The organism is Streptomyces mabaensis, assembly GCF_053763515.1.
This window is the reverse complement of record NZ_JBSOPZ010000034.1, coordinates 47,547-69,801: the sequence shown is the minus strand read 5'-3', so window position 1 is coordinate 69,801 and position 22,255 is coordinate 47,547. Positions and strand designations below refer to the sequence as shown.

20 protein-coding genes are annotated in these 22,255 nt (G+C 70.6%); 17 read left to right on the top strand and 3 right to left on the bottom strand.

Annotation, left to right across the window (positions count from 1 at the left end):
* Positions 1–15: 15 nt before the first annotated feature.
* On the bottom strand, positions 16–1,572 hold the full coding sequence (locus ACWV17_RS26650; protein ID WP_455361674.1) for a M28 family metallopeptidase: 1,557 nt from the start codon (positions 1,570–1,572) through the stop codon (positions 16–18).
* Positions 1,573–1,802: 230 nt separating this feature from the next.
* Positions 1,803–2,537, bottom strand: a complete 735-nt coding sequence (locus ACWV17_RS26645) for a TetR/AcrR family transcriptional regulator (RefSeq protein WP_455361673.1) — start codon at positions 2,535–2,537, stop codon at positions 1,803–1,805.
* 218 nt (positions 2,538–2,755) lie between these two features.
* Between ACWV17_RS26645 and ACWV17_RS26640 the strand changes: the two genes are divergently transcribed.
* The 12 genes from ACWV17_RS26640 (at position 2,756) to ACWV17_RS26585 (ending at position 17,467) form a co-directional block, all read left to right on the top strand.
* On the top strand, positions 2,756–4,315 hold the full coding sequence (locus tag ACWV17_RS26640; RefSeq protein ID WP_455361672.1) for an MFS transporter: 1,560 nt from the start codon (positions 2,756–2,758) through the stop codon (positions 4,313–4,315).
* 60 nt (positions 4,316–4,375) lie between these two features.
* Positions 4,376–4,978 (top strand): hypothetical protein, encoded by a 603-nt coding sequence (locus ACWV17_RS26635; RefSeq protein WP_455361671.1) that lies wholly within the window; start codon positions 4,376–4,378, stop codon positions 4,976–4,978.
* Between the two features lie 15 nt (positions 4,979–4,993).
* Positions 4,994–5,545, top strand: a complete 552-nt coding sequence (locus tag ACWV17_RS26630; protein ID WP_455361670.1) for an ester cyclase — start codon at positions 4,994–4,996, stop codon at positions 5,543–5,545.
* A complete protein-coding gene (locus ACWV17_RS26625) occupies positions 5,542–6,102 on the top strand; it encodes an ester cyclase (RefSeq protein WP_455354099.1) in 561 nt (186 codons plus the stop codon). Before ACWV17_RS26630 ends, ACWV17_RS26625 begins: the two co-directional genes overlap by 4 nt.
* 49 nt (positions 6,103–6,151) lie before the next feature.
* Positions 6,152–8,458, top strand: coding sequence for an MMPL family transporter (locus tag ACWV17_RS26620; protein WP_455361669.1), 2,307 nt, complete (start codon positions 6,152–6,154; stop codon positions 8,456–8,458).
* A 20-nt stretch (positions 8,459–8,478) separates the two neighbouring features.
* The gene (locus tag ACWV17_RS26615; RefSeq protein WP_455361668.1) at positions 8,479–10,050 is read left to right on the top strand and encodes a DHA2 family efflux MFS transporter permease subunit; all 1,572 of its coding nucleotides are present in this window, start codon (positions 8,479–8,481) and stop codon (positions 10,048–10,050) included.
* The gene (locus ACWV17_RS26610; RefSeq protein ID WP_455354102.1) at positions 10,047–11,009 is read left to right on the top strand and encodes an ester cyclase; all 963 of its coding nucleotides are present in this window, start codon (positions 10,047–10,049) and stop codon (positions 11,007–11,009) included. Before ACWV17_RS26615 ends, ACWV17_RS26610 begins: the two co-directional genes overlap by 4 nt.
* A 114-nt stretch (positions 11,010–11,123) precedes the next feature.
* Positions 11,124–12,230: an FAD-dependent monooxygenase gene (locus tag ACWV17_RS26605; RefSeq protein ID WP_455361667.1), complete on the top strand. Its 1,107-nt coding sequence runs from the start codon at positions 11,124–11,126 to the stop codon at positions 12,228–12,230.
* 130 nt (positions 12,231–12,360) lie between these two features.
* Complete coding sequence (locus ACWV17_RS26600) at positions 12,361–13,875, top strand: phytoene desaturase family protein (RefSeq protein ID WP_455361666.1); 1,515 nt, start codon at positions 12,361–12,363, stop codon at positions 13,873–13,875.
* A 91-nt stretch (positions 13,876–13,966) separates the two neighbouring features.
* Positions 13,967–14,515: an ester cyclase gene (locus ACWV17_RS26595; protein ID WP_455354105.1), complete on the top strand. Its 549-nt coding sequence runs from the start codon at positions 13,967–13,969 to the stop codon at positions 14,513–14,515.
* Between the two features lie 31 nt (positions 14,516–14,546).
* Positions 14,547–15,950, top strand: coding sequence for a cytochrome P450 (locus tag ACWV17_RS26590; RefSeq protein WP_455354106.1), 1,404 nt, complete (start codon positions 14,547–14,549; stop codon positions 15,948–15,950).
* 14 nt (positions 15,951–15,964) lie between these two features.
* Positions 15,965–17,467, top strand: a complete 1,503-nt coding sequence (locus ACWV17_RS26585; protein WP_455361665.1) for a cytochrome P450 — start codon at positions 15,965–15,967, stop codon at positions 17,465–17,467.
* A gap of 96 nt (positions 17,468–17,563) precedes the next feature.
* On the opposite strand, the gene ACWV17_RS26580 is transcribed toward ACWV17_RS26585, so the two are convergent.
* On the bottom strand, positions 17,564–18,211 hold the full coding sequence (locus ACWV17_RS26580; RefSeq protein WP_455361664.1) for a MerR family transcriptional regulator: 648 nt from the start codon (positions 18,209–18,211) through the stop codon (positions 17,564–17,566).
* 139 nt (positions 18,212–18,350) lie between these two features.
* Between ACWV17_RS26580 and acpS the strand changes: the two genes are divergently transcribed.
* The 5 genes from acpS to ACWV17_RS26555 are packed head-to-tail and all read left to right on the top strand — an operon-like array spanning position 18,351 to position 22,243.
* Complete coding sequence (gene acpS / locus ACWV17_RS26575) at positions 18,351–18,800, top strand: holo-ACP synthase (protein WP_455361663.1); 450 nt, start codon at positions 18,351–18,353, stop codon at positions 18,798–18,800.
* Positions 18,797–19,264, top strand: coding sequence for a hotdog domain-containing protein (locus ACWV17_RS26570; protein WP_455354110.1), 468 nt, complete (start codon positions 18,797–18,799; stop codon positions 19,262–19,264). Before acpS ends, ACWV17_RS26570 begins: the two co-directional genes overlap by 4 nt.
* Positions 19,261–20,568 (top strand): beta-ketoacyl-[acyl-carrier-protein] synthase family protein, encoded by a 1,308-nt coding sequence (locus tag ACWV17_RS26565; RefSeq protein WP_455361662.1) that lies wholly within the window; start codon positions 19,261–19,263, stop codon positions 20,566–20,568. Before ACWV17_RS26570 ends, ACWV17_RS26565 begins: the two co-directional genes overlap by 4 nt.
* Positions 20,565–20,957 (top strand): 3-hydroxyacyl-ACP dehydratase FabZ family protein, encoded by a 393-nt coding sequence (locus ACWV17_RS26560; protein WP_455354112.1) that lies wholly within the window; start codon positions 20,565–20,567, stop codon positions 20,955–20,957. The genes ACWV17_RS26565 and ACWV17_RS26560 overlap by 4 nt, the downstream gene beginning before the upstream one ends.
* Positions 20,954–22,243, top strand: a complete 1,290-nt coding sequence (locus ACWV17_RS26555) for a beta-ketoacyl-[acyl-carrier-protein] synthase family protein (protein WP_455361661.1) — start codon at positions 20,954–20,956, stop codon at positions 22,241–22,243. Before ACWV17_RS26560 ends, ACWV17_RS26555 begins: the two co-directional genes overlap by 4 nt.
* Positions 22,244–22,255: the final 12 nt, after the last annotated feature.

Here is a 22,255-nt window from a genome sequence, read left to right as displayed (position 1 = left end):
CCGCTGCGTGATGGGCTACTCGGTCACGTCGTGCCCGTGGCCGTCGTGCAGGCCGCCGCCGCTGCCCGCGTCGCCGCCGGTCGGGACCGACTCGACCGGGGCGGACAGCGGGGCGAGGTCGTGGGCGTAGTGGCCCACGGCGTCGGCGATGATGTCGATGTTGACGTCGAACGCCTTCATGTCGACGTTCTTGATGTCGTCGCCGGCGGCGTGGTAGTTCGGGTCGTACGCGACGCCCGCCGTGCCGCCGAACTTGGCCGCCTGGGCAGCGGTCTTGATGCCCTCGGCGCCGGTGAAGGTGCCGCCGGAGGGGATACCGACCTCGATGAACGGCCCGTAGTCGGAACGGCCGGTGAAGTCCGTGCCCTCGTGCGGGATGTTCTTGGAGTCGAGGAAGTCGTTGATCCCCTTCTCGATCTGGGCGGAGCCCTCCGGACCCGGACCCGCGCCGACCCCGTCGGAGTCGTCGCCGTCGTACACGAAGTAGCCGGCGTTCGGCGAGGCGATCATGTCGAAGTTCAGGTAGAGCTTGATCTGCTTCTTCTGCTCCTCGGTGAGCGAGGCGACATACGCCTCGGACCCGAGCAGGCCGAACTCCTCGGCCGACCACCAGGCGAACTTCACCTTGTTCTTGGGCTTGGCGTGCGTCTTGGCGAGCTCCAGGGCGACCTGGAGGATGCCGGCCGAGCCGGAGCCGTTGTCGTTGATACCGGGGCCCGCGGCGACCGAGTCGAGGTGGGCGCCGAGGAACACGGTGTTGTCCGCGTCCCCGCCGCGGGTCTCCGCGACGACGTTGTACGTGGTGCGGTTCTCGCGCAGCTCACGGATGTCGAGCGTGACGCTCACCGGGCCCTTGGCGGCGTCGGCGGCGAGTGCCTCGCCGTTCGCCTGGGTGATACCGCCGGTGGGGACCTTGCCGAGGGTGGGGTCTCCGATGGTGCCGTTGAGGTCGCCGGCGGTGTTGTTGTAGATCACCGCGCCGACCGCGCCCGCGTCCGCGGCGTTGGCCTGCTTGGTGGCGAAGGTGCAGCCGCCGCGCTTGATCAGGGCTATCTTCCCGGTGAAGGCACCGGAGGCGAAGTCACCGGCCTCGCAGCCGTTCGTGCCGTCGGCGTCCACGGGGGCGACGGCGAGCGGCGCGGTGACACCGCCCGCGGGCGAACTGGCGGTGTACGTCATGAGCTTGACGGGCACGTCGCGCGGCGCGGGCGAGACGACCTTGAGGCTCTCCTCGATGGTCTCGACGTACACGAAGTCGAACTCGTGTCTGGAGACCTGGTAGCCGGCCAGCTTCATCAGGGCCTCGACGTACTGGGCGGACCGCTCGTGCCCCTGGGAGCCGGCGACACGGTTGCCGTCGTAGCGGTCGGCGATCTTCTGCAGCACCTGGAGGTGCCGGTGGGCGTCCTTGGCCGTGGACTCCTTGACCAGTTTCCGGGCCAGCGCGTCACCCTTGTGGGGGCCTGATCCCGTCGCACTGCCGGCGGTGGCCGGACCGGCGAACAGGAGCGGAGAGACCAGTGCAGCGGCCGCCAGGGTTGCGGTGGCCGCGGCTATACGGCGTGAGGGCATGGAAGTCCTTTCACGTCAGTTCACGTCAGTCGGAGAAAGCGCTCCGGAGGGTGGAGAGGTTGAGGCACGTTAAGCGCCATGGAACCTCTCTGAACAGAGTCTTGCTGCCCCGGCTCTGTGAAATCTCGGACACGTGTGCGCCGACGTGGTCTCCGGGGAAGGCGCATGCGCGCCCCCGAAGCTCACTGCCTGTTACTCCGGTGGGGTTCCGGCCGAGCCCATCCGGGTGATCAGGGCTGGACGTAGTCGATGCCCAATACTTCGCAGGCGTCGGACAGTTCACGTTCGAAAAAGAGGCCGCCGTCGTCCAGCGCGAACTGCAGATGCCCCAGGGTCTCCATACAGATCAGTCCGTACAGCCGAACCCAGCACCGCAGCATCACGGCAATGGCCTCCACCGGCAGGTCCACATCGCGGTTCACCCGGAGCCGGTTGAGCTGGTCGGCCAGCCTGGGCGGGAGGGACCCGGGCGGAGGGACGGGGAAGCGGCGGCTCCGCCACAGGTCCGTCATCAGTCCGGCGAAGACCAGTCCGAAGACCCAGCCCGCGTCCTGCTCCAGGTCGGACTCCTTGCCGCCGAGCACGCCGGGCGCGCTGGGGCCGAGGAGCAGCCCGAACTCCCTCTGGTGTTCCAGCCCCCAGCGCCGCAGCGCCCGCGCGGCGGCGATCAGCCGCCGGGCCGCGTCCTCCTCGGGCAGGGCGTCGCAGGCGTCCCGCAGATACGCGGCGACTTCGGTGAAGATGTCGGCGCGAATGGCGCGCAGCAGCCGTTCATGGCTGTCGAAGTAGCGGTAGACGGCCGGCGCGGTCATGCCCATCTCCCGCGAGATCGCGCGGATGGTGACGCTCGCGATGCCTTCGTCGACCAGGAGCCCGCGGGCCGCCTGCTTGATCTCGTCCATGGTCGCGCGCCGCTGTCGCTCCCGCCGCGAGTGTCCCGGTTGCGGCACCTGTTTCTGACTCATGCCTTCTGTGTGTCCTTTGTGCCGTCATGTCCCGTGCGGACGTGGTGTGGTCAGCGAGCAGCTCTGTTAACGCGGCTTCAGCAAAGTTAACAGGTGTCACCGCTGGTTAGGGAGGGGGTCGGCTGCCTGTATCCCGGGCGGCGCGCGGCAGATCTCCACCGCGCCGGGTGCCGCGCCGTCAGCCCGGCGCTCGCCACTCACGAGGGGGAAGACATCCGATGGACCGCGAGAACGCCCACCGGCACCGCTGGCGGATCCTGGCCGTGCTGTGCCTCAGCCTCGTCCTGATCGGCCTGGACAACCTGATCCTGAATCTGGCACTGCCCCACATCCAGCGGAGCCTGGACGCGACGGGCAGCGAACTCCAGTGGATCGTCGACTCCTACACCCTGGCCTTCGGCGGGCTGCTGCTGCTGTCCGGCAGTCTCGCGGACCGATTCGGCCGCAAGCGCCTGCTGCTCCTCGGCCTGGTGCTGTTCCTCGTCTGTTCCTTCGCCGCGGCGTTCGCGGAAGGTCCGGCGGGGCTCATCGGGGCGCGGGCGGCGATGGGCGTCGGGGCCGCGCTGCTCATGCCGGCCACCCTGTCGGTCATCAAGCACGTGTTCCCGGCCGACGAGCAGGCCAAGGCCGTCGGGATCTGGGCCGGGGCCGCGGCGCTCGGCGTACCGCTCGGCCCCGTCGTCGGCGGCTTCCTGCTGGAGTACTTCTGGTGGGGCTCGGTCTTCCTGGTCAACGTCCCCGTGGTGCTGGTGGCGATCTGGGCGGGTGCGGTGCTGATCCCGGAGTCCAGGGACGACCGTCATCCGGGCCTGGACCTTTTCGGCGCGCTGCTCTCCGTCGCCGGTCTCGCCGTCCTCGTGTACGCCCTGGTAGAGGCACCCAGGAACGGCTGGAGCGACCCGGTGACCCTCGCTCTGGTGGCGGCCGGCATCGGGCTGCTGGCCGGATTCGCGGCCTGGGAGCGCCGCGCCGCCCATCCGATGCTGCTGCCGCGGCTGTTCGGCGATGCCCGGTTCGGCGGCTCGGCCGCCGCCATCACGGCGATCGCCTTCGGCATGTTCGGCGCGCTGTTCGTGCTGACGCAGTATCTGCAGTTCGTCCTCGCGTACGAGCCGCTGGAGGCGGGGCTGCGGCTGCTGCCGGTGGCCACCATGATTCCCGCCGCGCCGCTCGGCGCCGTCCTGGTACGCCGGGCCGGTCTGCGGGCGGTGGTGACGACGGGACTCGCGCTGATCACCGCTGCCCTGGTGCTCATGGCCGGAGCCGGTCTCGCCTCCGAGGGCCGGGCCATGCTGAGCCTGGCGGTGTTCGGCCTGGGGATGGGCCTGGCGATGCCCGCGTCCGCGGACGCCATGCTCGCCGCGGCTCCGGCCGGGCAGTCCGGGGCGGGATCGGCGGTGACCGACACGGCGATGCAGGTCGGCGGCGCGCTGGGCATCGCCGTCGTCGGCAGCGTGCTCACCACGTCCTATCGCGAGGCGCTGCCGGCGCTCCAGGGCCTGCCGCCGGCCGCGGGAGAGGCCGTCCGCGATTCCCTGGGCGCGGCCACCAGCGCCGCCGCCGCGGTCCCGGGCCCCCGGGGCGAGCAACTGCTGGACGCCGCTCAACGGGCCTTCGTCAGCGGCCTCGGCGACGCACTGACCGTGGGCCTGGTGGCCACCGCGCTCGGCGCCGTGGCCGCCGCGCTGATCCTCCCCGGCCGGGGAGCCGGGGACGGGCCGAAAGCCCAAGAGAATCCCGCCGGGGTGTATCCGGAGCGGGCGCCGGCGGATCTCTGACGAGTGAACGCCGGGACCGGGCTGCAGACCGGACCCGGCACTCGACGAGAGGCGGATGCGGTGAAGGACCGCAAGATCGATCCGAAGATGGCCAGTTGTGACGCATGGCTGCCGCAGTACCAGTGGCGCACCCACCACGGGCGCACCGTGCGGGCAGAGCCGGCGGTCGCGGCGCGGGCGGTACGCGACGTGGTACCCGGCGACATGTACGTCATCCGGCCGCTGATCTTCGTGCGCAGCATTCCGGCCCGGCTCACGTCCCCCAAGGACGAGCGGTACCTGGACAAGAGCGCGCCCGTCATCGAAGGGCTGACCGAGGGAGTGGGCGCGTTCACGCTCCAGGACGACCCGGACGGTGATCTGATCGTCGGTTTTGTGGGCCAGCCGTGGGCCCTTCGTCAGAACTGGCTCAGCCTGAGTCCCGAGGAATTCCGGGAATTCGACGAGCCGGGGCACATCAAGGGCGTCATGGCCTTCTCGGCCACCGGCAAGGGCAAGGCGACGCACCTGCACACCGAAACCAGGGTCCAGGCGACCGACCCCGCATCAGTTCGCCGTTTCCGGCGCTACTGGATGCTGATCGAACCGTTCAGCAGCCTGATCCGTCATGACTGGCTGGCCGCGGCGGCCCGGAATGCGGAGAAGGGGCGCAGTGATGAGTAAGGAGAGGGAGAGACGATGCCAGGAAAGACGGCGCCTGTCGCGCCGGACATCAAGAGGCTCGCGCCGCGGGTCCTTGACGAACTGTGGAACAAGCGGGATCTCGGTGTCATAGACGAGCATTTCAGCCCCCGCGTGGTGACCCATGTCCCGCTGCCTGGACAGCCGTTGATTTACGGCATACCGGGCCTGAAGGACCTGGCCGGGCAGATGTTCACCGCACTGCCCGACCTGGCCCGCCGTTCGCACGAGGTACTCGCCGAAGGCGACAAGGTCTTCGTGCGGGGCGAGTTGACGGGTCATCACCGGGGCGCGCTGATGGGCATCCCGCCCACCGGACTGCCCACCCGGCTCACCGAGCACGTGATCCTGCGGTTCGAGGGCGACCAGATCGCCGAGATGTGGCAGCAGGCCGACTACCTGGGCGTTCTCACTCAGCTGGGCATCACCCCTCCCGAGGACGCCGGCCCGGTCGGCAGCGTCGCCCACACCTTCAAGACCGTCGGCCGGCTCGGCGCGCTGATGGCCAGGGACCGGATCCAGCAGCGCGGGAAGAAGGCAGGCCGATGACCGTCGACGAGCAGTTCGCGAGTGCCGCAGGGACGGGTCCGGACGGTGCGTTCAAGCTGACCCGCGAGCACATTCTCATGGTTTCCGACCTGTCCTGGTCGGACGACAACTCCAGGGCTCTTCCCTGGTATTCACCGGACTACACGTGCTATCTGCCCGGTCGTCCGGTCCTGCGTGGCGGCCAGGAGTTCCTGGACACGCTGAATCTGGTCCGCGCGGCGAAGCCCGATGTCGACATCGAATGGCACGACATTCTCATCGACGGCAATGAGGCAGTTCTGCACGTGACATTCCGCGGCACTCACCTCGGCCCGCTCTTCGGGATTCCGCCCACCGGGCGTCCGCTGGAAATCGGCGAGATCATCATCGAGAAGTACGACGACCAGGGCCGTATGCGCGAATTCCGTCAGGAAGGCGACTACGCCGGGATGCTGACCCAGATGGGCATCGTCCCGCCGCCCGGCACCGGCCCCCTCGGCACGCTCGTGCATTCCGTCCGGACAGCGGTCCGGCTGACCCGCCTCGACCGCGAGTACCGCAAGGGACAGGCCGGATAGCGCCGGCGGACCCCACAAGGCGCAGGCCCCGATAGCAGAACGGAGCATCATGCTCGCGCGCATCGGTAGGGCCATCACGGCCCGACCAAAGATATTTCTTCTCGCCATCCTCGGCTTCGTCGTACTGAGCGGAGCCGTGGGCGGCGGAGTCGTCAGCAAGCTGGCCGGCGGTGGTTTCGAGGACCCGTCCGCGGAATCCAGCCTGGCCCGGGACGCCCTTGCCGACGACTTCGGCGTGCGGGGCCCCAACCTCGTACTGGTGGTGAAGGCGAAGGCCTCGGTGGACGAGCCGGGCGTGCGCCGGGACGGCACCGACCTGGCCGGGCGCCTGGCCCGCGAGCCCGGCATCGAGCAGGTCACGTCCTACTGGACCTCCGGCAAGCAGCCGTCCCTGCGGGACGACCAGGGGCGCACGGCACTGGTGCTGGCCCATATCTCGGGTGACGAGACGCAGGCCGCCAAGCGCATTGACGGCCTGCGCAAGGAGTTCGCCGGCTCGCAGGGCGGGCTGGAGGTCAAGCTCGGCGGAAGCGTCGCGGCGGCCCACGACACCGAGAAGGCGGCCCAGGAAGACCTGATGGCCATGGAGCAGATCGCCTTCCCGGTGCTGTTCCTGGTCCTCATGCTGGTCTTCGGCAGCCTGGTGGCCGCCCTCCTGCCGATTCTCATGACCATCCCCGTGGTGGTCGGCGTGCTGCTGATGCTGCGCGTCATGGCCGAGTTCATGGACGTGTCGGTGATCGCGCTCAACGCCACCACGATCATCGGCCTCGGGCTGGCGATCGACTACAGCCTGTTCGTGGTCTCCCGCTACCGCGAGGAGCTCGCCGCCCGCGGCGGTGATGTCACCGACAAGGCCGTGCGGTCGGAGGCGATCGTGGCCGCGGTCCGGACCGCCGGACGGACCGTGATGTTCTCGGCATTGACGGTGATGCTGTCACTGGCCGCCCTGGCGATCTTCCCGCTGTACTTCCTGCGGTCCATCGCCGTGGCCGGGATCGGCGTCTCACTGTTCGCCGCGCTCGCCGCCGTCATCGTCGTGCCCACCCTGCTCGCCCTGTTCGGCTCGAAGATCAACAGCCTTGATGTGCGCAAGCCGTTCCGCCGCCGGCGTCCTGCCGCGGCGGCCGGCGCCGCCGCTTCGGGCGGCCAGGGCTTCTGGCACCGGACCGCCACGTTCGTGATGCGCTTCCCGCTGCCGATCGCCGCGGTGGGTGTCGTCGTCCTCGTCGCGCTCGGATCGCCCTTCACCGGCGTGAAGTTCAGTCTGCCGGACGACCGGCAGCTGCCCAAGAGCTCGGAGAGCCGCCAGGTCGGCGAGGCGATCAGGACCGATTTCGACTCCCGCGAGGCGGATGTCGTCACCGTCGTGGCCACCGGCATCGGCGACGGCCGGACCAAGTCGGAGCAGATCGGCGCCTACGCGCAGCGGCTGTCCTCGGTCGACGGAGTGGCCTCCGTGAGCTCCTACGCCGGTGTGTACGAGAACGGCGCCCTGGCCGCCGGGCCGGGACCCGCCACCCAGGCCACGGCCTCGCCGGCGGGAACGTATCTGCGGGTCGTGCCCGACGTGGAGACGTACTCGGACCGCGGTGAGCGACTGGTCGAGGACCTCCGCGAGGTGCGCGCGCCCTGGGAGGTGAAGCTGACCGGGGCGGGTCCGGCCCTGGCCGACACCAAGAAGACCCTCGGCGACCATCTGCCGCTGGTACTCGGCTTCATGGCGGTGGCGATGTTCGTGCTGCTCTTCCTGTTCTCCGGAAGCGTGGTGCTGCCGCTGAAGGCTCTGGTGCTCAATGTGCTCAGCCTCAGTGCGACGTTCGGCGCGATGGTGTGGGTCTTCCAGGACGGACACCTGTCCGGATGGCTGGACTTCACCGCCACCGGCGCGCTCACGGCGGTCGCGCCGATCCTGATGTTCTGCCTGCTCTTCGGGCTCTCCATGGACTACGAGGTCTTCATGCTCTCGCGGATCAAGGAGGCGCACGACGCGGGCGCGGACGACGTCGCGGCGGTCGCCGGCGGCTTGCAGCGCACCGGCGGACTGGTCACCGCGGCGGCGGCGCTGATGGGTGTGGTCACGGTCGCGGGCCTGTTCACCAGCACCATCGCGTTCCAGAAGATGTTCGCCCTGGGTCTCACCCTGGCCCTGTTCATCGACGCCTTCGTGGTGCGCGGACTGCTGCTGCCCGCCTTCATGCGGCTGCTCGGCCCGGTCAACTGGTGGGCCCCCGCGCCGCTGCGCAGACTGCACCGCCGCTTCGGCCTCGCGGAGAGTCCGGCGGCGCCGGACGCCGGGCGGGCCGCCGCCGGCTCCGCGGACACGCCGGTACTCACCGGGCCTTCGGCCCGCTGACCTGAAGGGAAGTCGTTTCCGTGGACCCCTCTGCCGTCCACCGCGCCCGCTGGCGGATCCTGGCCGTCCTGTGCCTGAGCCTGATCGTCATCGGCATGGACAACCTGATCCTCAACCTCGCCCTGCCCCGGGTCCAGCACGATCTGGGGGCTTCCGGCGGCGAACTGCAGTGGATCATCGACGCGTACACCCTGGCCTTCGGCGGGCTGCTGCTGCTCGGCGGCGGCCTCGGTGACCGGTTCGGCCGCAAGCGCATGCTGATCACCGGCCTGGTGCTGGTGCTGGGCTTCACCCTGGCCGCGGCGTACGCCGACAGCCCCGGAACGCTCATCGCGATGCGGGCCGGCATGGGCGTGGGCGGTGCGTTCGTCATGCCGGCCACGCTGTCGATCATCAAGCACGTCTTCCCGGCCGAGGAGCAGGCCAAGGCGATCGGCATGTGGGCCGGATCCGGCGCCATCGGTGTACCGCTCGGCCCGGTACTCGGCGGCCTGCTGCTCGAGCACTACTGGTGGGGCTCGGTGTTCCTGATCAGTGTGCCCCTCGTACTGCTGGCCGTGGCCGCCTCCGCGGTGATGATCCCCGAGTCCCGCAACCCGGACCGGACCCCCCTCGACCTCGTCGGTGTACTGCTCTCGGTGGCGGGCCTCGGGGTGCTCGTCTACGGGATCATCGAGGGGCCGCGGTACGGGTGGACCGACGCGCTGACGCTGTCCGCGCTGGCCGCCGGGGTGGTGTTCATCGCCGCGTTCATCCTGTGGGAGCGGCGCACCGCGCACCCCATGCTGTCCGGGAAGCTGTTCCGCGCCCCCAGCTTCGCCGGCAGCGCCGTGGCGATGTTCTGCGTGAACTTCTGCCTGTTCGGGCTGCTCTTCGTCGTCACGCAGTATCTGCAGTTCGTCCGCGGACACGGGCCGCTCGCCGCGGGTGTACGGCTGCTTCCCGTGCTGACCGCCGTCATCGGCGCGGGACTCGGCGGCAAACTGGCCACCAGGGTCGGCATCCGGCCCATCGCCGTCGCCGGACTGATCGCGCTCACCGGCAGCATGCTGCTGATGGCCCGCGCCGACGCCTCGTCCGAGGCCACCGCTCTCGGTGCGCTGGCGCTCTTCGGCTTCACCATGGGCCTCGTACTGCCGCCGTGCGCGAACGCCATCCTGGCCTCCGCGCCCCCGGAGCAGGGCGGCGCCGCATCCGCGGTGACCGACGCGACGCTCCAGGTGGGCGGGGCGCTCGGCATCGCGGTGGTCGGCAGCGTGCTGACCACGTCCTACCGCGAAGGACTGCCGGATCTGGGCGGGCTCCCCGCCCCGGCGGCCGAGGCGGCCACGGACTCGCTCGGAGGCGCCGCCGAAGTGGCCGCACGCATGGGCGGCGAGGCGGGCACCGGCCTGCTGGCGATCACGTCCGACGCCTTCATTGACGCCCTCGCCGACGCCATGACCGTGGCCGGCGCCGTGGCGGCGGCCGGTGTGGTGGCCACGTTGCTGCTGCTGCCCGGCAAGCGGGCGGAGCCGACGGCGCCCACCGCCCGTACCGCACCCCAACCGCTCGACACCGAACTCGACACAGCAAAGGAAACAGTCGCGTGAAGGAACGCAAGCAGGACGACAAGCCCATGAAGAAGAAGGGCAGACTCCGCCGCATTCTCGTGGTGGGCGTGGTGGGCCTGTTGCTCGCCGTGTTCACCTGGGGAAACGCGAACGCCGTCGAGGACGCGGCCACCACCCGCCACCAGCCGGCCGACGTGGTGGGCGAGCGGAGCAAGCAGGTGGTCCTCGGCTTCTACAAGGAGGTGCTGGGCAAGAACCAGCTGGAGCGCGCCGGTGAGTTCATGCGCGAGGACTACATCCAGCACAGCCCCGGTCTCAAGCAGGGCCTCAAGGGCTACTACGAGGACTACAAGCTCTTCCACAGCATCTTCCCGGACCTGAAGGGCACCATCCACTCGGTGGTCGCCCAGCACGACAAGGTGATGCTGCTCGCCACGTTCAACGGCCACCACGTGAAGACGGGCAAGGAACTGGTCTTCGAGACCGCCGAGCTGTACCGGGTCCAGGACGGCAAGATCGCCGAGCACTGGGACGCCGTCGACTACGCGGCCATGCAGGAGTTCGGGGTCGAACTGCCCTTCGCGGACCAGCCCGCGAGCCGGACCAGCTGGCACGGCACCCGCCAGCAGCGGCAGAACCTGGTCACGCTGCTGTACACCGTCAACACCCTCTACCGGCACCCCCAGGCCCCCGTGCCCAGCGCTGTCGCCCCGGACCTGATCCAGCACCAGCGCGGAGTCGCGCCCGGGCTGCGGGGCATGCAGGACAACCTGCGCAGCTACCGGGAACGCTTCCCCGATCTGAGCTTCGAGATCAAGCACACCGTCGCCTCCGACAACCAGGTCGTCGTCTTCTGGGTCTGGCGCGGCCACGAGAAGGGCACCGGCAAGGAGCTCAGCCTCAACCGGGCCGATGTCTTCCGCGTCGCGGACGGCAAGTTCGTCGAGCACTGGAGCCGCCTCGACTACCGGGCGGTCAATCCCTTCGGCCTGAAGTGACCTGAAGTGACCTGAGTCGGGCGCCGGTCAGGTCCACCGCGACCACGGCCGGCGCCCTTTTCAGGGCCACGACGCGTCGATTCACGACTTTCGCACCACATTGGGGGAACCGTTATGCCAGCACAGTCCGTGATCATTGTCGGCAGCGGAGTGGGGGGCCTCACCCTGGCCGGGATGCTGACCCGGAAGGGCATGGATGTCACCGTCCTGGAGCGCTCGGCCGCACGCCGCGACGGCCTGGCGATCACCATCTGGCCCAACGCCCTGCGCGCGGTACGCCGCAGCGGCGGGGACGACATGTACGAAGCTCTGCTGAAGGTCTGCCAGCCCATCGGCTCGGCCCGGATGTTCAGCGCGGCGCGAGGGCAGATCGCCTCCATCGACCTGCGGTTCCTGACGGACCAGTACGGTGTCACCGGCCAGGGCGTGACCCGTGCGGAACTGCTGGACACCCTGATCGAGCAGGCCGGCACCGACGTCCGGTTCGGCGCCGACGTGGTACGCACGTCCACCGACGGGACGGTGACCCTCGCCGACGGAGAGGTGCTGCGCGCCGATGTGGTCGTCGGCGCCGACGGCGTCGGCTCGACCGTCCGCCGCGGACTGCTGCCGCCGGGTCAGGACGACCGCCGGGACAACCCGCTGGAGAGCTGGCAGGGCGTCGTCGACCGCGGCTCCCTGTGGACGTACGAGGGCACCGACTTCCACTTCGGGCCCAAGGGCACCTGCGGCATCATGCCGCTGACCCAGAACCGGGCGTACTGGTTCGTGGACGGCGCGATCGACGAACCGCCGACCGGCGAGGGCTGGCCCGACGTGGTGCGCGACCTGGTCGCCAGGACCCCCGCCGACCAGCTCTTCCCCGGCCAGGCGTGGGACCGGCGCCCGGTACGGAACTGGGGACGCGGCCGGGTGACCCTCCTCGGCGACGCGGCGCACCCGATCCTGCCCACCATCGGTCAGGGCGCCTGCATGGCCATGGAGGACGCCGGAGTGCTCGCCGCCCGGCTGACCCGGGCCGAGGACCCGGTGGCCGCGCTGCGCGCGTACGAGGACGACCGCTATCCGCGGGTGCTCAAGCACTTCGAACGGGCCCGGGGGATGCTCCGGATGCGCGCCATGCCGGCCGCCGTGCGCGACCGGATGATGGGCGGTATGCCCGGGCCGCTGCTGACCCGCATGTTCACCCGGTCCACGCTGCCGCTCCCCGAGTTCCGCTGACCGCCGACCGCAACCGGCTGTCGCTGCCGATGACATGACGTTTCGTCAGTCGGGCGGGCCAGGCCTGTATCCATGCCGGCCGCGGCCGGATCTTTCTGGAAGACAGCAGCTCACGCCCCTTGGAGAGCCCATGGCAAGCACTGAACCTCCCCTGGCGGAAGCCGACTTCGACGCCATCGTGGTCGGCAGCGGTCTCGGCGGCCTGGCCGCGGCGGCCTACCTGGCCAGGTACGGCCGACGCGTACTCGTCGCCGAGCGCGCCGCCGGCGTCGGCGGTTACGCCCACGCCTTCCGGGCCGGCGACCGCTACTACGACCCCGCCATCCATGTCGTGCCGGGCGCTGCCGAGGGCGGCACCATCGACGTCCTGTTGCGCCACCTCGGAGTCCGCGAGATGTGCGACTTCGTCGAGTCGGACGCGCTGTACCGGGTGGTCATCGACGACGACGTGCTGGACGCGCCCTTCGGGTCCGAGGCGTTCATCGACGCGCACATCCGGCTCTTCCCGCACGAGGAGAAGGGAATCCGGGGTTTCTTCGGCCTGTGCGAGCAGTTCCTCGCCGAGGCCCACCAGGTCCCGGTCCAGCTGTCGCCCAAGGAGCTCGGCGAGGCGGTCGAACGTTTCCCCACGCTCTTCGGGCACCGGATGTTCACCCTGGGCGAGGTGCTCGACCAGTACATCGGCGACCCGCGCTGCAAGGCCTTCTGCAGCGCGGGCTGGCCGTACATGGGGCTGCCGCCGTCGCAGCTGTCCTTCGAGCTGTTCGCCCGTTTTCTGTACACCCAGATGCACGGCCTCTACCACTGCAAGGGCGGCTTCCAGCACCTCGTCAAGGCCTTCACGACGGCGATCGAGCGTGACGGCGGCAAGGTGATCACCAACTCCCCGGTGGAGCGGATCCTGATCAGCGAGGGCCGCACCGAAGGCGTGGTGCTGGCCGGCGGCCAGGAGCTGCGGGCGCCGGTCGTGATCTCCAACGCGGACGCCACGCACACCTTCCACGACCTGGTGGGCCTGGAGCATCTGCCGAAGGCGTACAACCGCAGGCTCCGCTCGCTCAAGGGCTCCATGTCGATGTTCGTGGTGTACGCCGCCACGACCCTGGACATCGCCGCCGCGGGCGGAGCGCACGAGACCTTCATCTACGAGAGCGACGACCACGACCGCAACTTCGCCGGCTTCTCCGAGGGGGAGGCCCCGGCCACCGTGGTGGTCGTGCCCACGCTCCTCGACCCGAGTCTCGGCCCGCCCGGCGAGCACCTGGTGACCTCCACCGCCCTGGCCCCGTACGAGGGACCGGAGCCGTGGTCGGAGCTGAAGCCCAAGCTGGAGGAGAAGTACCTCAACCTGATCGAGCGGCTCTACCCGGGGTTCAAGGACGGGCTCACCTTCGTCTCGAGCGCCACGCCGCTGACCCTGGAGCGCTACACGGGCAACCACCGCGGTGCGGCCTACGGCTGGGAGAACACTCCGGCTCAGGCGGGCAGCAAGCGCCTGACGTACCGCACCCCGATCGAGGGGCTCTACCTCTCCGGCCACTGGGCGCAGGCGGCCAGCGCGCTCCGGGTGATCGTCTCCGGCAGCCACACCGCCCAGGAGATCCTGCGCGCCGACGGCGTCACCGACGTCGGCCCGGAGCTGTGAGCCCTCTCCGCCCCGGCGCCCCGCACACCCGCACCCCCCACCTCACGACTCGTACCGCACTCGTACCGAACTCGTTCCGAAAGGACCGCTGATGTCGCGTCCCGCACACATCGACACCCAGGCCGATGCCAATTTCGACGGCTCCCTCGACAAGACGTACTACGAGATGGCCCGCCGCTACATCGAGGAGGTCTGGGACAAGAACAACGCCGAGACCGAGCGCGAGCTGCTGGCCTCCGACTGGAAGGACCACATGCCGCTGCCCGGCTGCCCGCAGGGCCCGGCCGGCCACCGGGCGGCCGTCCAGCTCATGCACGACGCCTTTCCTGATCTGCGTTTCTTCCTCGACGACGTGGTGATCATGGGAGACAAGGTCATCGACAGGTGGACCGCCACCGGCACCTTCCACGGCGAGCTGTACGGATTCCCGGGCACGGGCCGCCGGATGACGATGACGGGCCTGGACTTCCATCTGGTGCGCGACGGCAAGTTCTCCGAGCTGTGGCACGAGGAGAGCACCGCCTCCATGGTCGAGCAGTGCGGCATGGCCCCGGAACCCGGCAGCGGTCCCGGCACCATCCTCAAGCTCACCTTCGGGAACATCCTGCATGTCGCCAGGCACCGGATCCGTAATCGCTGACCGCCGGTCACCACCAGCAGAGCGAGGCACCATGAGTCCGACTTTGAGCGGCCGCGTCCGCCAGGCCCCGGGCCCGCAAGGGCTTCCCGTGGTCGGCTGCGGCCCCGACCTCGTCCGCGACCTGGTCGGAACCTTCACCCGAGCCTGGCGCGAGTACGGCGATGTCGTCCGCTTCCGGCTGCCGGGCAAGCGCAACCTGTTCCTGATCGTGCATCCGGACCACATCAAGCACGTCCTCGACGACCGGCAGCCCAACTACCCCAAGGACCCGCTGTCGGTCGGCAAGTTCGAACCCTGGGTCGGCCAGGGCCTGTTCACCAGCAACGGCGACTTCCACTTCCGTCAGCGCCGGCTGGCCCAGCCCGCCTTCAAGGGCTCGCGGATCTCCGGGTTCGGACCCGCGATGGTCGACGCCACCAGCGATCTCGTACGGGACTGGTACCCGCGTGCCACCCGCGAGGAGACCTTCGACATCACCCCCGAGATGTTCCGTCTCGCGCTGACCATCGTGATGCAGACGCTGTTCAGCACCGATGTCAGCAGCAGGGCGGGTGACCTGGCCCGTGCGGTGCGCATCTGCAACGCGTACACCAATGTGCGGCTGCAGCGCTTCGTCGAACTGCCGCAGGCGCTGCCCAGCCGGGCACGCTCCCGCTTCCTCCAGGCACGCGCGACGCTCGACTCCTTCGTGTACGGGCTCATCGCCGAGCGGCGCAGGGACAGTTCGCCCCCGGACGATCTGCTCACCCGGTTCCTGAACGCGCAGGACCAGGAGACCGGCGAGCGGATGTCCGACAAGCAGCTGCGCGACGAGGTCGTCACGATGTTCCTCGGCGGATACGAGACCACCGCGCTGTCCCTGGTGTGGGCGTTCTCGCTGCTCTCCCGCCATCCGGAGGCCGAGCGCAAGGCCCGGGCGGAGATCGCCGAGGTGTGCGGGGACCGGGAGCCGTCCGCCGGCGACCTGCCGAAGCTCCGCTATCTGCGCGCCTTCTACCAGGAGGTACTGCGGCTCTACCCCTCGGTGTGGACCCTCTCGCGCAGTCCGCTGGAGGACGACGAGATCGGCGGCTACCACATCCCCGCCGGGTCCCAGGTGTTCATCAGCCCCTATCTGATGCACCGGCACCCGGAGTTCTGGGAGAACCCGGAGGGCTTCCGGCCGGAACGGTTCGAGAAGAGCGCCACTGGAGGTGCGCCGCTGTACGCGTACGTCCCGTTCTCCCGCGGACCGCGGCTGTGCCCCGGCTCCTCGGTGGCGGTCCTGGAGGCGCCGCTGGTCATCGCCAGGATCCTCCAGGCCTACCGGCTGACGCTGGCCGGCGGGCACGTGTGCGAGCCGACGTCGAACGTCTTCCTCTATCCGCGCGGGGGGATGCCGATGCGGCTGCAGCACATCAAGAACGCCGGACACGCCACCGGAGAGGCCGCGTGATGGCGGGCCCGGCCGTGGCCGGACGGCGTCCGCCGGGACCGCCCGGGCTGCCGCTGCTCGGCTCCGCACTCGACTTCCGCAGGGATCCGCTGCAGACCTTCATCAGGGCCTGGCGCGACTACGGGGACCTGGTGCAGTTCCGCGGCCCGGTGCCCGTGGTGCTGGTGACGCACCCCGATCACCTCAAGCACATCCTCGTCGACAACTTCGACAACTATCCGCACCCCGACGACTTCAACCGCAAGGTGGGGGTCTCCGTCGGCCAGGGCCTCGTCACCACGGAGGGCGAGGTGTGGCGTGCCCAGCGGCGCACCGTCGCACCCACGTTCCGCCGGGAGCCGCTGGAGCGGTTCGCCGACGTCATGGTGGACAGCGCGGACCGGATGCTTCAGCGGTGGGAGCGGGAGGCCCGGTACGGGGAGGTGATCGACGCCCGGACCGAGATGCAGAGTCTCACCCTGGAGATCCTGGCCCGCTGCCTGTTCCGGGCGGACTGGTCCAGCGATGCCCGCGCGCTCGGCAGCGCGGTGGCCGTCCAGCTGGAGCACATCAACAGCAAGCTGATCGCCGTGGCCGACATCCCGGAACGGGTACCCACCCCGCGCAACCGGCGGTTCCGCGCGGCACGCCGGCTGCTGGACGACACGGTCTACCGGCTGATCGCCGAGCGGCGCGGCATGCCCGCCGAGGCGGAGGCCGAGGACCTGCTGTCCATGCTGATGCGCACCCCCGACCCGGAGACGGGCCGCATGATGACAGACGAGCAGCTGCGTGACCAGGTGATGACGCTGTTCATCGCCGGCCACGAAACGGTGGCCGCGACCCTGTCGTGGATCTGCCATCTGCTGTCGACCCGGCCGGCGGAGACCGAGCGGGCCCGGGCCGAGGTCCTGTCGGTGCTGGGGGACCGGCCGCCGACCATGGAGGACCTGCCGCAGCTGAAGTACCTCAAGCTGTTCATCCAGGAGGCGCTGCGGCTCTACCCGCCGCTGTGGCAGGTGGCACGCATGCCACGGCAGGACGATGTGCTGGGCGGCTACCACATTCCCGCGGGCTCGTTCCTGCTGCTCAGTACGTACATCACGCACCGCAACCCGGAGTTCTGGGACAACCCGGAGGGGTTCGACCCGGAGCGGTTCACGCGGGAGCGCTCGGCCGGGCGGCCCCGGTACGCCTATGTGCCGTACGTCGGCGGCCCGCGCAACTGCGTCGGACTGGCCTTCGCCAACATGGAGTTGACCATCGTGGTGGCGTCGATCCTGCAGCGCTTCCACCTGGACATGGTGCCCGGTCATCCGGTGGTGATGCAGCCGGACATCTCGCTGCGCGCCAAGCACGGCATCCGGATGACACTGCGACCGGTGACGGCCCGGGACGCGGCAGCCCCGGCTGCCGCTCCCGCGCCCGTGCCCGAGCCGGCACCGGTGGCCGCCGCAGCCGAACCGGCGGCGGGGTGCCCGTACGGGCACGGGCAGGCTCTCGCGGAGGACTCCACGGCGTCTCCCGCCCTCCCGTAGCAGTAGGCCACCGCCGGGCGGATGCGCGAGCATTCGCCCGGCGGTGGCCTACTCCTCGGCCAGGCACCACCACCGCCGTCCGGCGGTCCTCCGCGCTCAGCCGCACGGTGCCCGCGTTCCCGGTACGGCGTCCGTCGGGCGCGAGGCCTCCTCCTGCGCCAGCCTGCGCAGGGACGCGTGCATGGCATCGCCCAGCAGGGCGGCCATGACGGCCCGCTCCGCCCGGTCGTGAGGGTCGGTGCCCCGAGCGATGTACCGCGAGTCCGCCCGCGCCACCTGCTCGCTCGCCTCCGCGTAGCAGTCCAGGGCGGCCACCAGCTCCGCGTGCCCCAGCCGCTTCGAGGCCATGACCGCGCTCGCGAGCCTGCGTGCCTCGGGATGGTCCGGCGGGATCCGCCACCCGCGGCGGGCGGCGAGCCCGCTCACCACCCCCTGCGCCCATTCCCGGTCCGGGTCGCACGCCGCCGGTTCGTGCCCCGCGTCGTCCCCCCGGAACGCCCGGAGGACGGTGTGGGGCGTCGCGTCCGCCGCCAGCGCGTCCAGCACGGCGCGGACCCGGGCCACGGGCATCTTCCCCAGCTCGATCAGCGCGCGGACCAGCCTCAGCTCGTGCAGGTGCGTCGCGTCGTAGGCGGCCTGGTTGGGGCTGCTGAGGCTTCCCGGCGAGAGCAGGCCCGTCCGCAAGTAGTACTTGATCGTCGGTATCGGCACACCGGCCCGACGGCTGAGTTCGCCTACGCGCAAGGTCCCCCCTCTTCGGTCTTCCCTTCCCGTCTCCTTCAGAGCCCGCGCGGCCTTTCCGGGATACACCGGCGTCACCGCGTGTATCCGCGGCGCCGTCCCCCGGATCTCTCAGTGCAGTGCCGGAACGAACGATGGGGGAATGGTGTCCACAGGGCTTGCGGTGGGAGTGGACCTGGTGCAGGTGTCCCGGCTGAGCCGGCTGCTGCTGGACAACCCGGCGGCGGAACAGGAGATCTTCACCGGCCGCGAGCTCGGTTACTGCACGGGCAAGCGCAACCGCATCGCGCATCTCGCCGCGCGGTTCGCCGCCAAGGAAGCCGTACTGAAGGCGCTGGGAACCGGACTCGGGCCAGGGCTGCGGTGGACGGACGTGGAGGTGGTGAACACCCCGCTCGGCCGGCCGCGGGTGCGGCTGGGCGGCGGAGCCGCCAGGCGCGCGGCCGAGGCCGGCGCCTCCTGCGTCGAGATCTCGCTGTCGCACAGCGGGGAGTACGCCATCGCCCACGCCGTGATGTTCCTGCAGACCGCCGCCGGCGCCGACGACGCGCACACAGCCGCGGCCATGCCCGCCGTTACGCACGAAGGATGACGATGCGTTTTCATCTGATCGACCGAATCGACGCGTGGGACGCGGGACGCGCCATCAGCGCCCGCAAACTCACCTCATGGCTGGAGGACTTCTGGCGGGACGAGGGCGACGGGCCCCGGATGCCCGCGCCCCTGGTGCTCGAAGCACTGTGCCAGGCCGGCACCTGGCTGATCATCGCCTCCACCGGGGTGCGTCGCCGTGCCGCCCTGCTCTCCGTGGACGGGGTCTCCTTCCACGAGCCGGTACGTCCCGGGGACGTACTGCTGCTGGAGGGGACCGTCGAGTCCCTGAGTGACGAGACCGCGGTCCTCTCCGGCACCGCCTCGGTGAACGGCAGGACCGTGATGAAGGCCGAGACCATCATGTGCGCGCTGCTGCCCGCCGAGGACCTGGAGGATCCCGAGGAGACGCGGCGCATGCTCGACCGGCTCTCCCGCGTTCCGGTGGGAGGTGGCCGCCGATGAGAAGGGTCGCCATCACCGGGGTCGGCGCGGTCACCCCACTCGGCAACAACGCGGCGGACACCTGGCGTGGCCTGGCCGAGGGCCGCAGTGGGGTGGGGCCGCTGGAGACCTTCGACGCCTCCACCTTCTCGGTGCGCATCGCGGGCCAGGTCAAGGACTTCGATCCGGCGGATCCGGCCGGTCCGGCGGACGCGCCCCGCGGCAAGCGGCGCCATCTGTCCCGTGCGGCGCTGTTCGCCCAGGCCGCGGCGCGCGAGGCGCTGGCGGACGCCGGGGACGGCTGGGAGAGCGTCGACCCGTACGACCGGGGTGCCGCGGTCGCCGGCACGGTCGGCCGGCCCGAGCTCCAGGAACTGGTCGACATGTCCCACCAGTTGAGCACCAGCGACTTCCATGACCTGTACCGGCAGGCGCCCGGTGACGTACTGCTGCGCAACCAGAACGTCGGTGTCACGGCCGTGGCCGCGGCCGGTGGCTGCCAGGGACCGGTGATCAGCGTCAGCACCGCCTGCGCGGGCGCCGCACACGCCATCGGTGAGGCCTACCGGCGGATCCAGGACGGCGAGTGCACGCTGATGCTCGCCGGCGGCTTCGACGCCCTGACCACCTGGATGGACGTACTCGGCTTCTCGCTGCTCGGCGCGGTCACCGACCGCTGGAACGACGAACCCGAGCGCGCGTCACGGCCGTTCGACGCCGAGCGCTCCGGCTTCGTCCTCGGCGAGGGCGCCGTCATCGCGGTACTGGAGGACTGGGACAGCGCGGTGGCCCGCGGCGCCCGGATCCATGCCGAACTCGTCGGCTACGGCTCGACGCTGAACGCGTACCGGATCACCGACTCCCCGCCGGACGGCGGCGGCGCCATCTCGGCGATGCGCGACGCGCTGGCGGAGTCGGGGCTCGGGCCCGGCGGGATCGACTACATCGCCGCCCACGGGACGGGCACGCCGGGCAACGACGCGAGCGAAACCCGCGCCATCAAGCAGGTCTTCGGGTTGTACGCCCACGAGCTGTGCACGAGTTCCCCCAAGTCCATGACGGGCCATCTCACGTCGGCCGCCGCGGGCGTCAACCTCGTCGCCGCGCTCGGCGCCATCCGCGAGGGACTGGTGCCGCCGACCATCAACCTCGACCACCCCGATCCGAAGCTGGACCTGGACTACGTGCCGAACACGGCCGTACGCCGGCCCGTGCGCGCCGCCATGGTCAACGCGTTCGCGTTCGGCGGCACCAACGCCTGCTTCGTGATCCGTTCCGCCGATGTGCCGGACCCCTCGGGTGCGGCCGAAGGAAGGGCAGCATGACCGCGCTCGACGAAATCCTCGACGTGGTGCCGGGCAAGCGGGCCGTCGCCGTCCGCAATGTCGCCGGCACCCTGCGGGTGTTCGACAGTCACTTCCCCCGCTTTCCGGTGCTGCCGGGCGTGCTGATCCTCGACGACATCGTCAGGACGGCCCGGCTGGCGGCGCCACCGGCGCCTCACGGCTCCGGCTGGACCCTGGCCGAGGTCCGGCGGGTCCGCTACCGGCACTTCGCGCAGCCCGGCGACCGGCTGGAGATCAGCGTCCAGGTCACCGAGACGACCGAGACCTCCTTCACCGTCAAGGCCGCGGTGGGCGTGGCCGGACGGGACATCACCACCGTGCGGCAGCTGCGCCTGGAGCGCACCGGCGGCGGTCGGGAGGCGTCATGAGGCGGGTCGCGGTCACCGGCATCGGAGTGCTCACCGCACTCGGTGAGGGCCGGGGGGAAACCTGGAAGGGGCTGCTGGAGGGCCGGACCGGAATCGGCGCGATCCGGTCCTACGACGCCTCCTCGCTCGACACCCGGATCGCCGCCGAGCTGACGGACTTCCAGGCCGGCCGCTACGCGCACCGCAGGTCCCTGCGGATGACCACGCGCAACGACCAGCTGGCCATCGCGGGCAGCGCGCTGGCCGTGGAGGACGCGGGGCTCGACCTGGCGGCGGCGGGCTACGACCCGGAGCGCGCGGCGGTGTTCGTGGGCGGCAACAAGGAGATCTCGAACCCCGAGCACCTGCTGTCCGGCAGCCTCGCCGCCCGCCGCGAGGACGGCACCGCGGACGTACGGCTGCTGGGGGAGCGGGCGTCCTCGGCGTTCTATCCGCTGTACTTCGTGGAGGGCCTGCAGTCCGCCGCACTGTTCCACCTCTCGCACGCGCACGGTTTCAAGGGCGCCAACTCCTACTTCCACGGCACTGCCGACGCGGGCGCGACCGCGCTCGGCCGGGGCTTCCGCTCGATCCGCAGCGGCGAGTCCGACGTGGTCGTCGCCGGAGGATTCGACGACGCCTCCTCGTGGTGGGTGATGTCCAAGATGGACGGCCTGGGTGTGCTCACCCACCGCAACGAGCGCGGTGCGCAGGCGTTCCGCCCGTACGACCGGGAGCGCAGCGGCTCCGTGCTCGGTGAGGGGGCGGCGTTCCTGGTCCTGGAGAGGTGGGAGTCGGCGCGGCGCCGGCAGGCGCATGTGTACGCGGAGATCCAGGGCTTCAGCGCCACCCAGGACCCGGACCTGCTCACCCCGCACCAGGACGGCCGGCCGCTGGCCGCAGCGGTGCAGCGGGCCCTGCGCGAGGCATCCGTGGCCGCCGGTGAGGTCGACTACGTGGCCACCCACGGCTGCGCCACCCGGCTCGGTGACCTGACCGAGGCGCGGGCCCTGACCACGGTGTTCGGCGGTGGTTCCGGCACGGTCGCGAGCAGCGTCAAGCCGGCCACGGGTCATCTGGTCGCGGGCGCCGGCGCGCTCAACGCGGCGGTGTGCGCGATGGCGATCGACGGCGGCGCGGTGCCGCCGACGCTGCATCTCGAAAAGCCCGACCCCGCCTGCCAGGGCCTGGACTGGGTGCCGGGACAGGCACGGGAACTGCGGGTGCGGCACACCGTGGCCGTCGCGCGCGGGCTGGAAGGCCAACAGGTGGCGCTCGTGCTGAGCGCCCCGGCGGTACAGGCGTAAAGGGGGAGAACG

Bases quoted from the DNA above. Each gene is read 5' to 3' on its own strand.
- ACWV17_RS26560 (WP_455354112.1), top strand. From the start codon at position 20,565: ATGACCGCGCTCGACGAAATCCTCGACGTGGTGCCGGGCAAGCGGGCC.
- ACWV17_RS26595 (WP_455354105.1), top strand. From the start codon at position 13,967: ATGTCGCGTCCCGCACACATCGACACCCAGGCCGATGCCAATTTCGAC.
- ACWV17_RS26650 (WP_455361674.1), bottom strand. From the start codon at position 1,572: ATGCCCTCACGCCGTATAGCCGCGGCCACCGCAACCCTGGCGGCCGCT.
- ACWV17_RS26555 (WP_455361661.1), top strand. From the start codon at position 20,954: ATGAGGCGGGTCGCGGTCACCGGCATCGGAGTGCTCACCGCACTCGGT.
- ACWV17_RS26645 (WP_455361673.1), bottom strand. From the start codon at position 2,537: ATGAGTCAGAAACAGGTGCCGCAACCGGGACACTCGCGGCGGGAGCGA.
- ACWV17_RS26640 (WP_455361672.1), top strand. From the start codon at position 2,756: ATGGACCGCGAGAACGCCCACCGGCACCGCTGGCGGATCCTGGCCGTG.
- acpS (WP_455361663.1), top strand. From the start codon at position 18,351: ATGGTGTCCACAGGGCTTGCGGTGGGAGTGGACCTGGTGCAGGTGTCC.
- ACWV17_RS26590 (WP_455354106.1), top strand. From the start codon at position 14,547: ATGAGTCCGACTTTGAGCGGCCGCGTCCGCCAGGCCCCGGGCCCGCAA.
- ACWV17_RS26605 (WP_455361667.1), top strand. From the start codon at position 11,124: ATGCCAGCACAGTCCGTGATCATTGTCGGCAGCGGAGTGGGGGGCCTC.
- ACWV17_RS26600 (WP_455361666.1), top strand. From the start codon at position 12,361: ATGGCAAGCACTGAACCTCCCCTGGCGGAAGCCGACTTCGACGCCATC.
- ACWV17_RS26565 (WP_455361662.1), top strand. From the start codon at position 19,261: ATGAGAAGGGTCGCCATCACCGGGGTCGGCGCGGTCACCCCACTCGGC.
- ACWV17_RS26625 (WP_455354099.1), top strand. From the start codon at position 5,542: ATGACCGTCGACGAGCAGTTCGCGAGTGCCGCAGGGACGGGTCCGGAC.
- ACWV17_RS26620 (WP_455361669.1), top strand. From the start codon at position 6,152: ATGCTCGCGCGCATCGGTAGGGCCATCACGGCCCGACCAAAGATATTT.
- ACWV17_RS26630 (WP_455361670.1), top strand. From the start codon at position 4,994: ATGCCAGGAAAGACGGCGCCTGTCGCGCCGGACATCAAGAGGCTCGCG.
- ACWV17_RS26570 (WP_455354110.1), top strand. From the start codon at position 18,797: ATGACGATGCGTTTTCATCTGATCGACCGAATCGACGCGTGGGACGCG.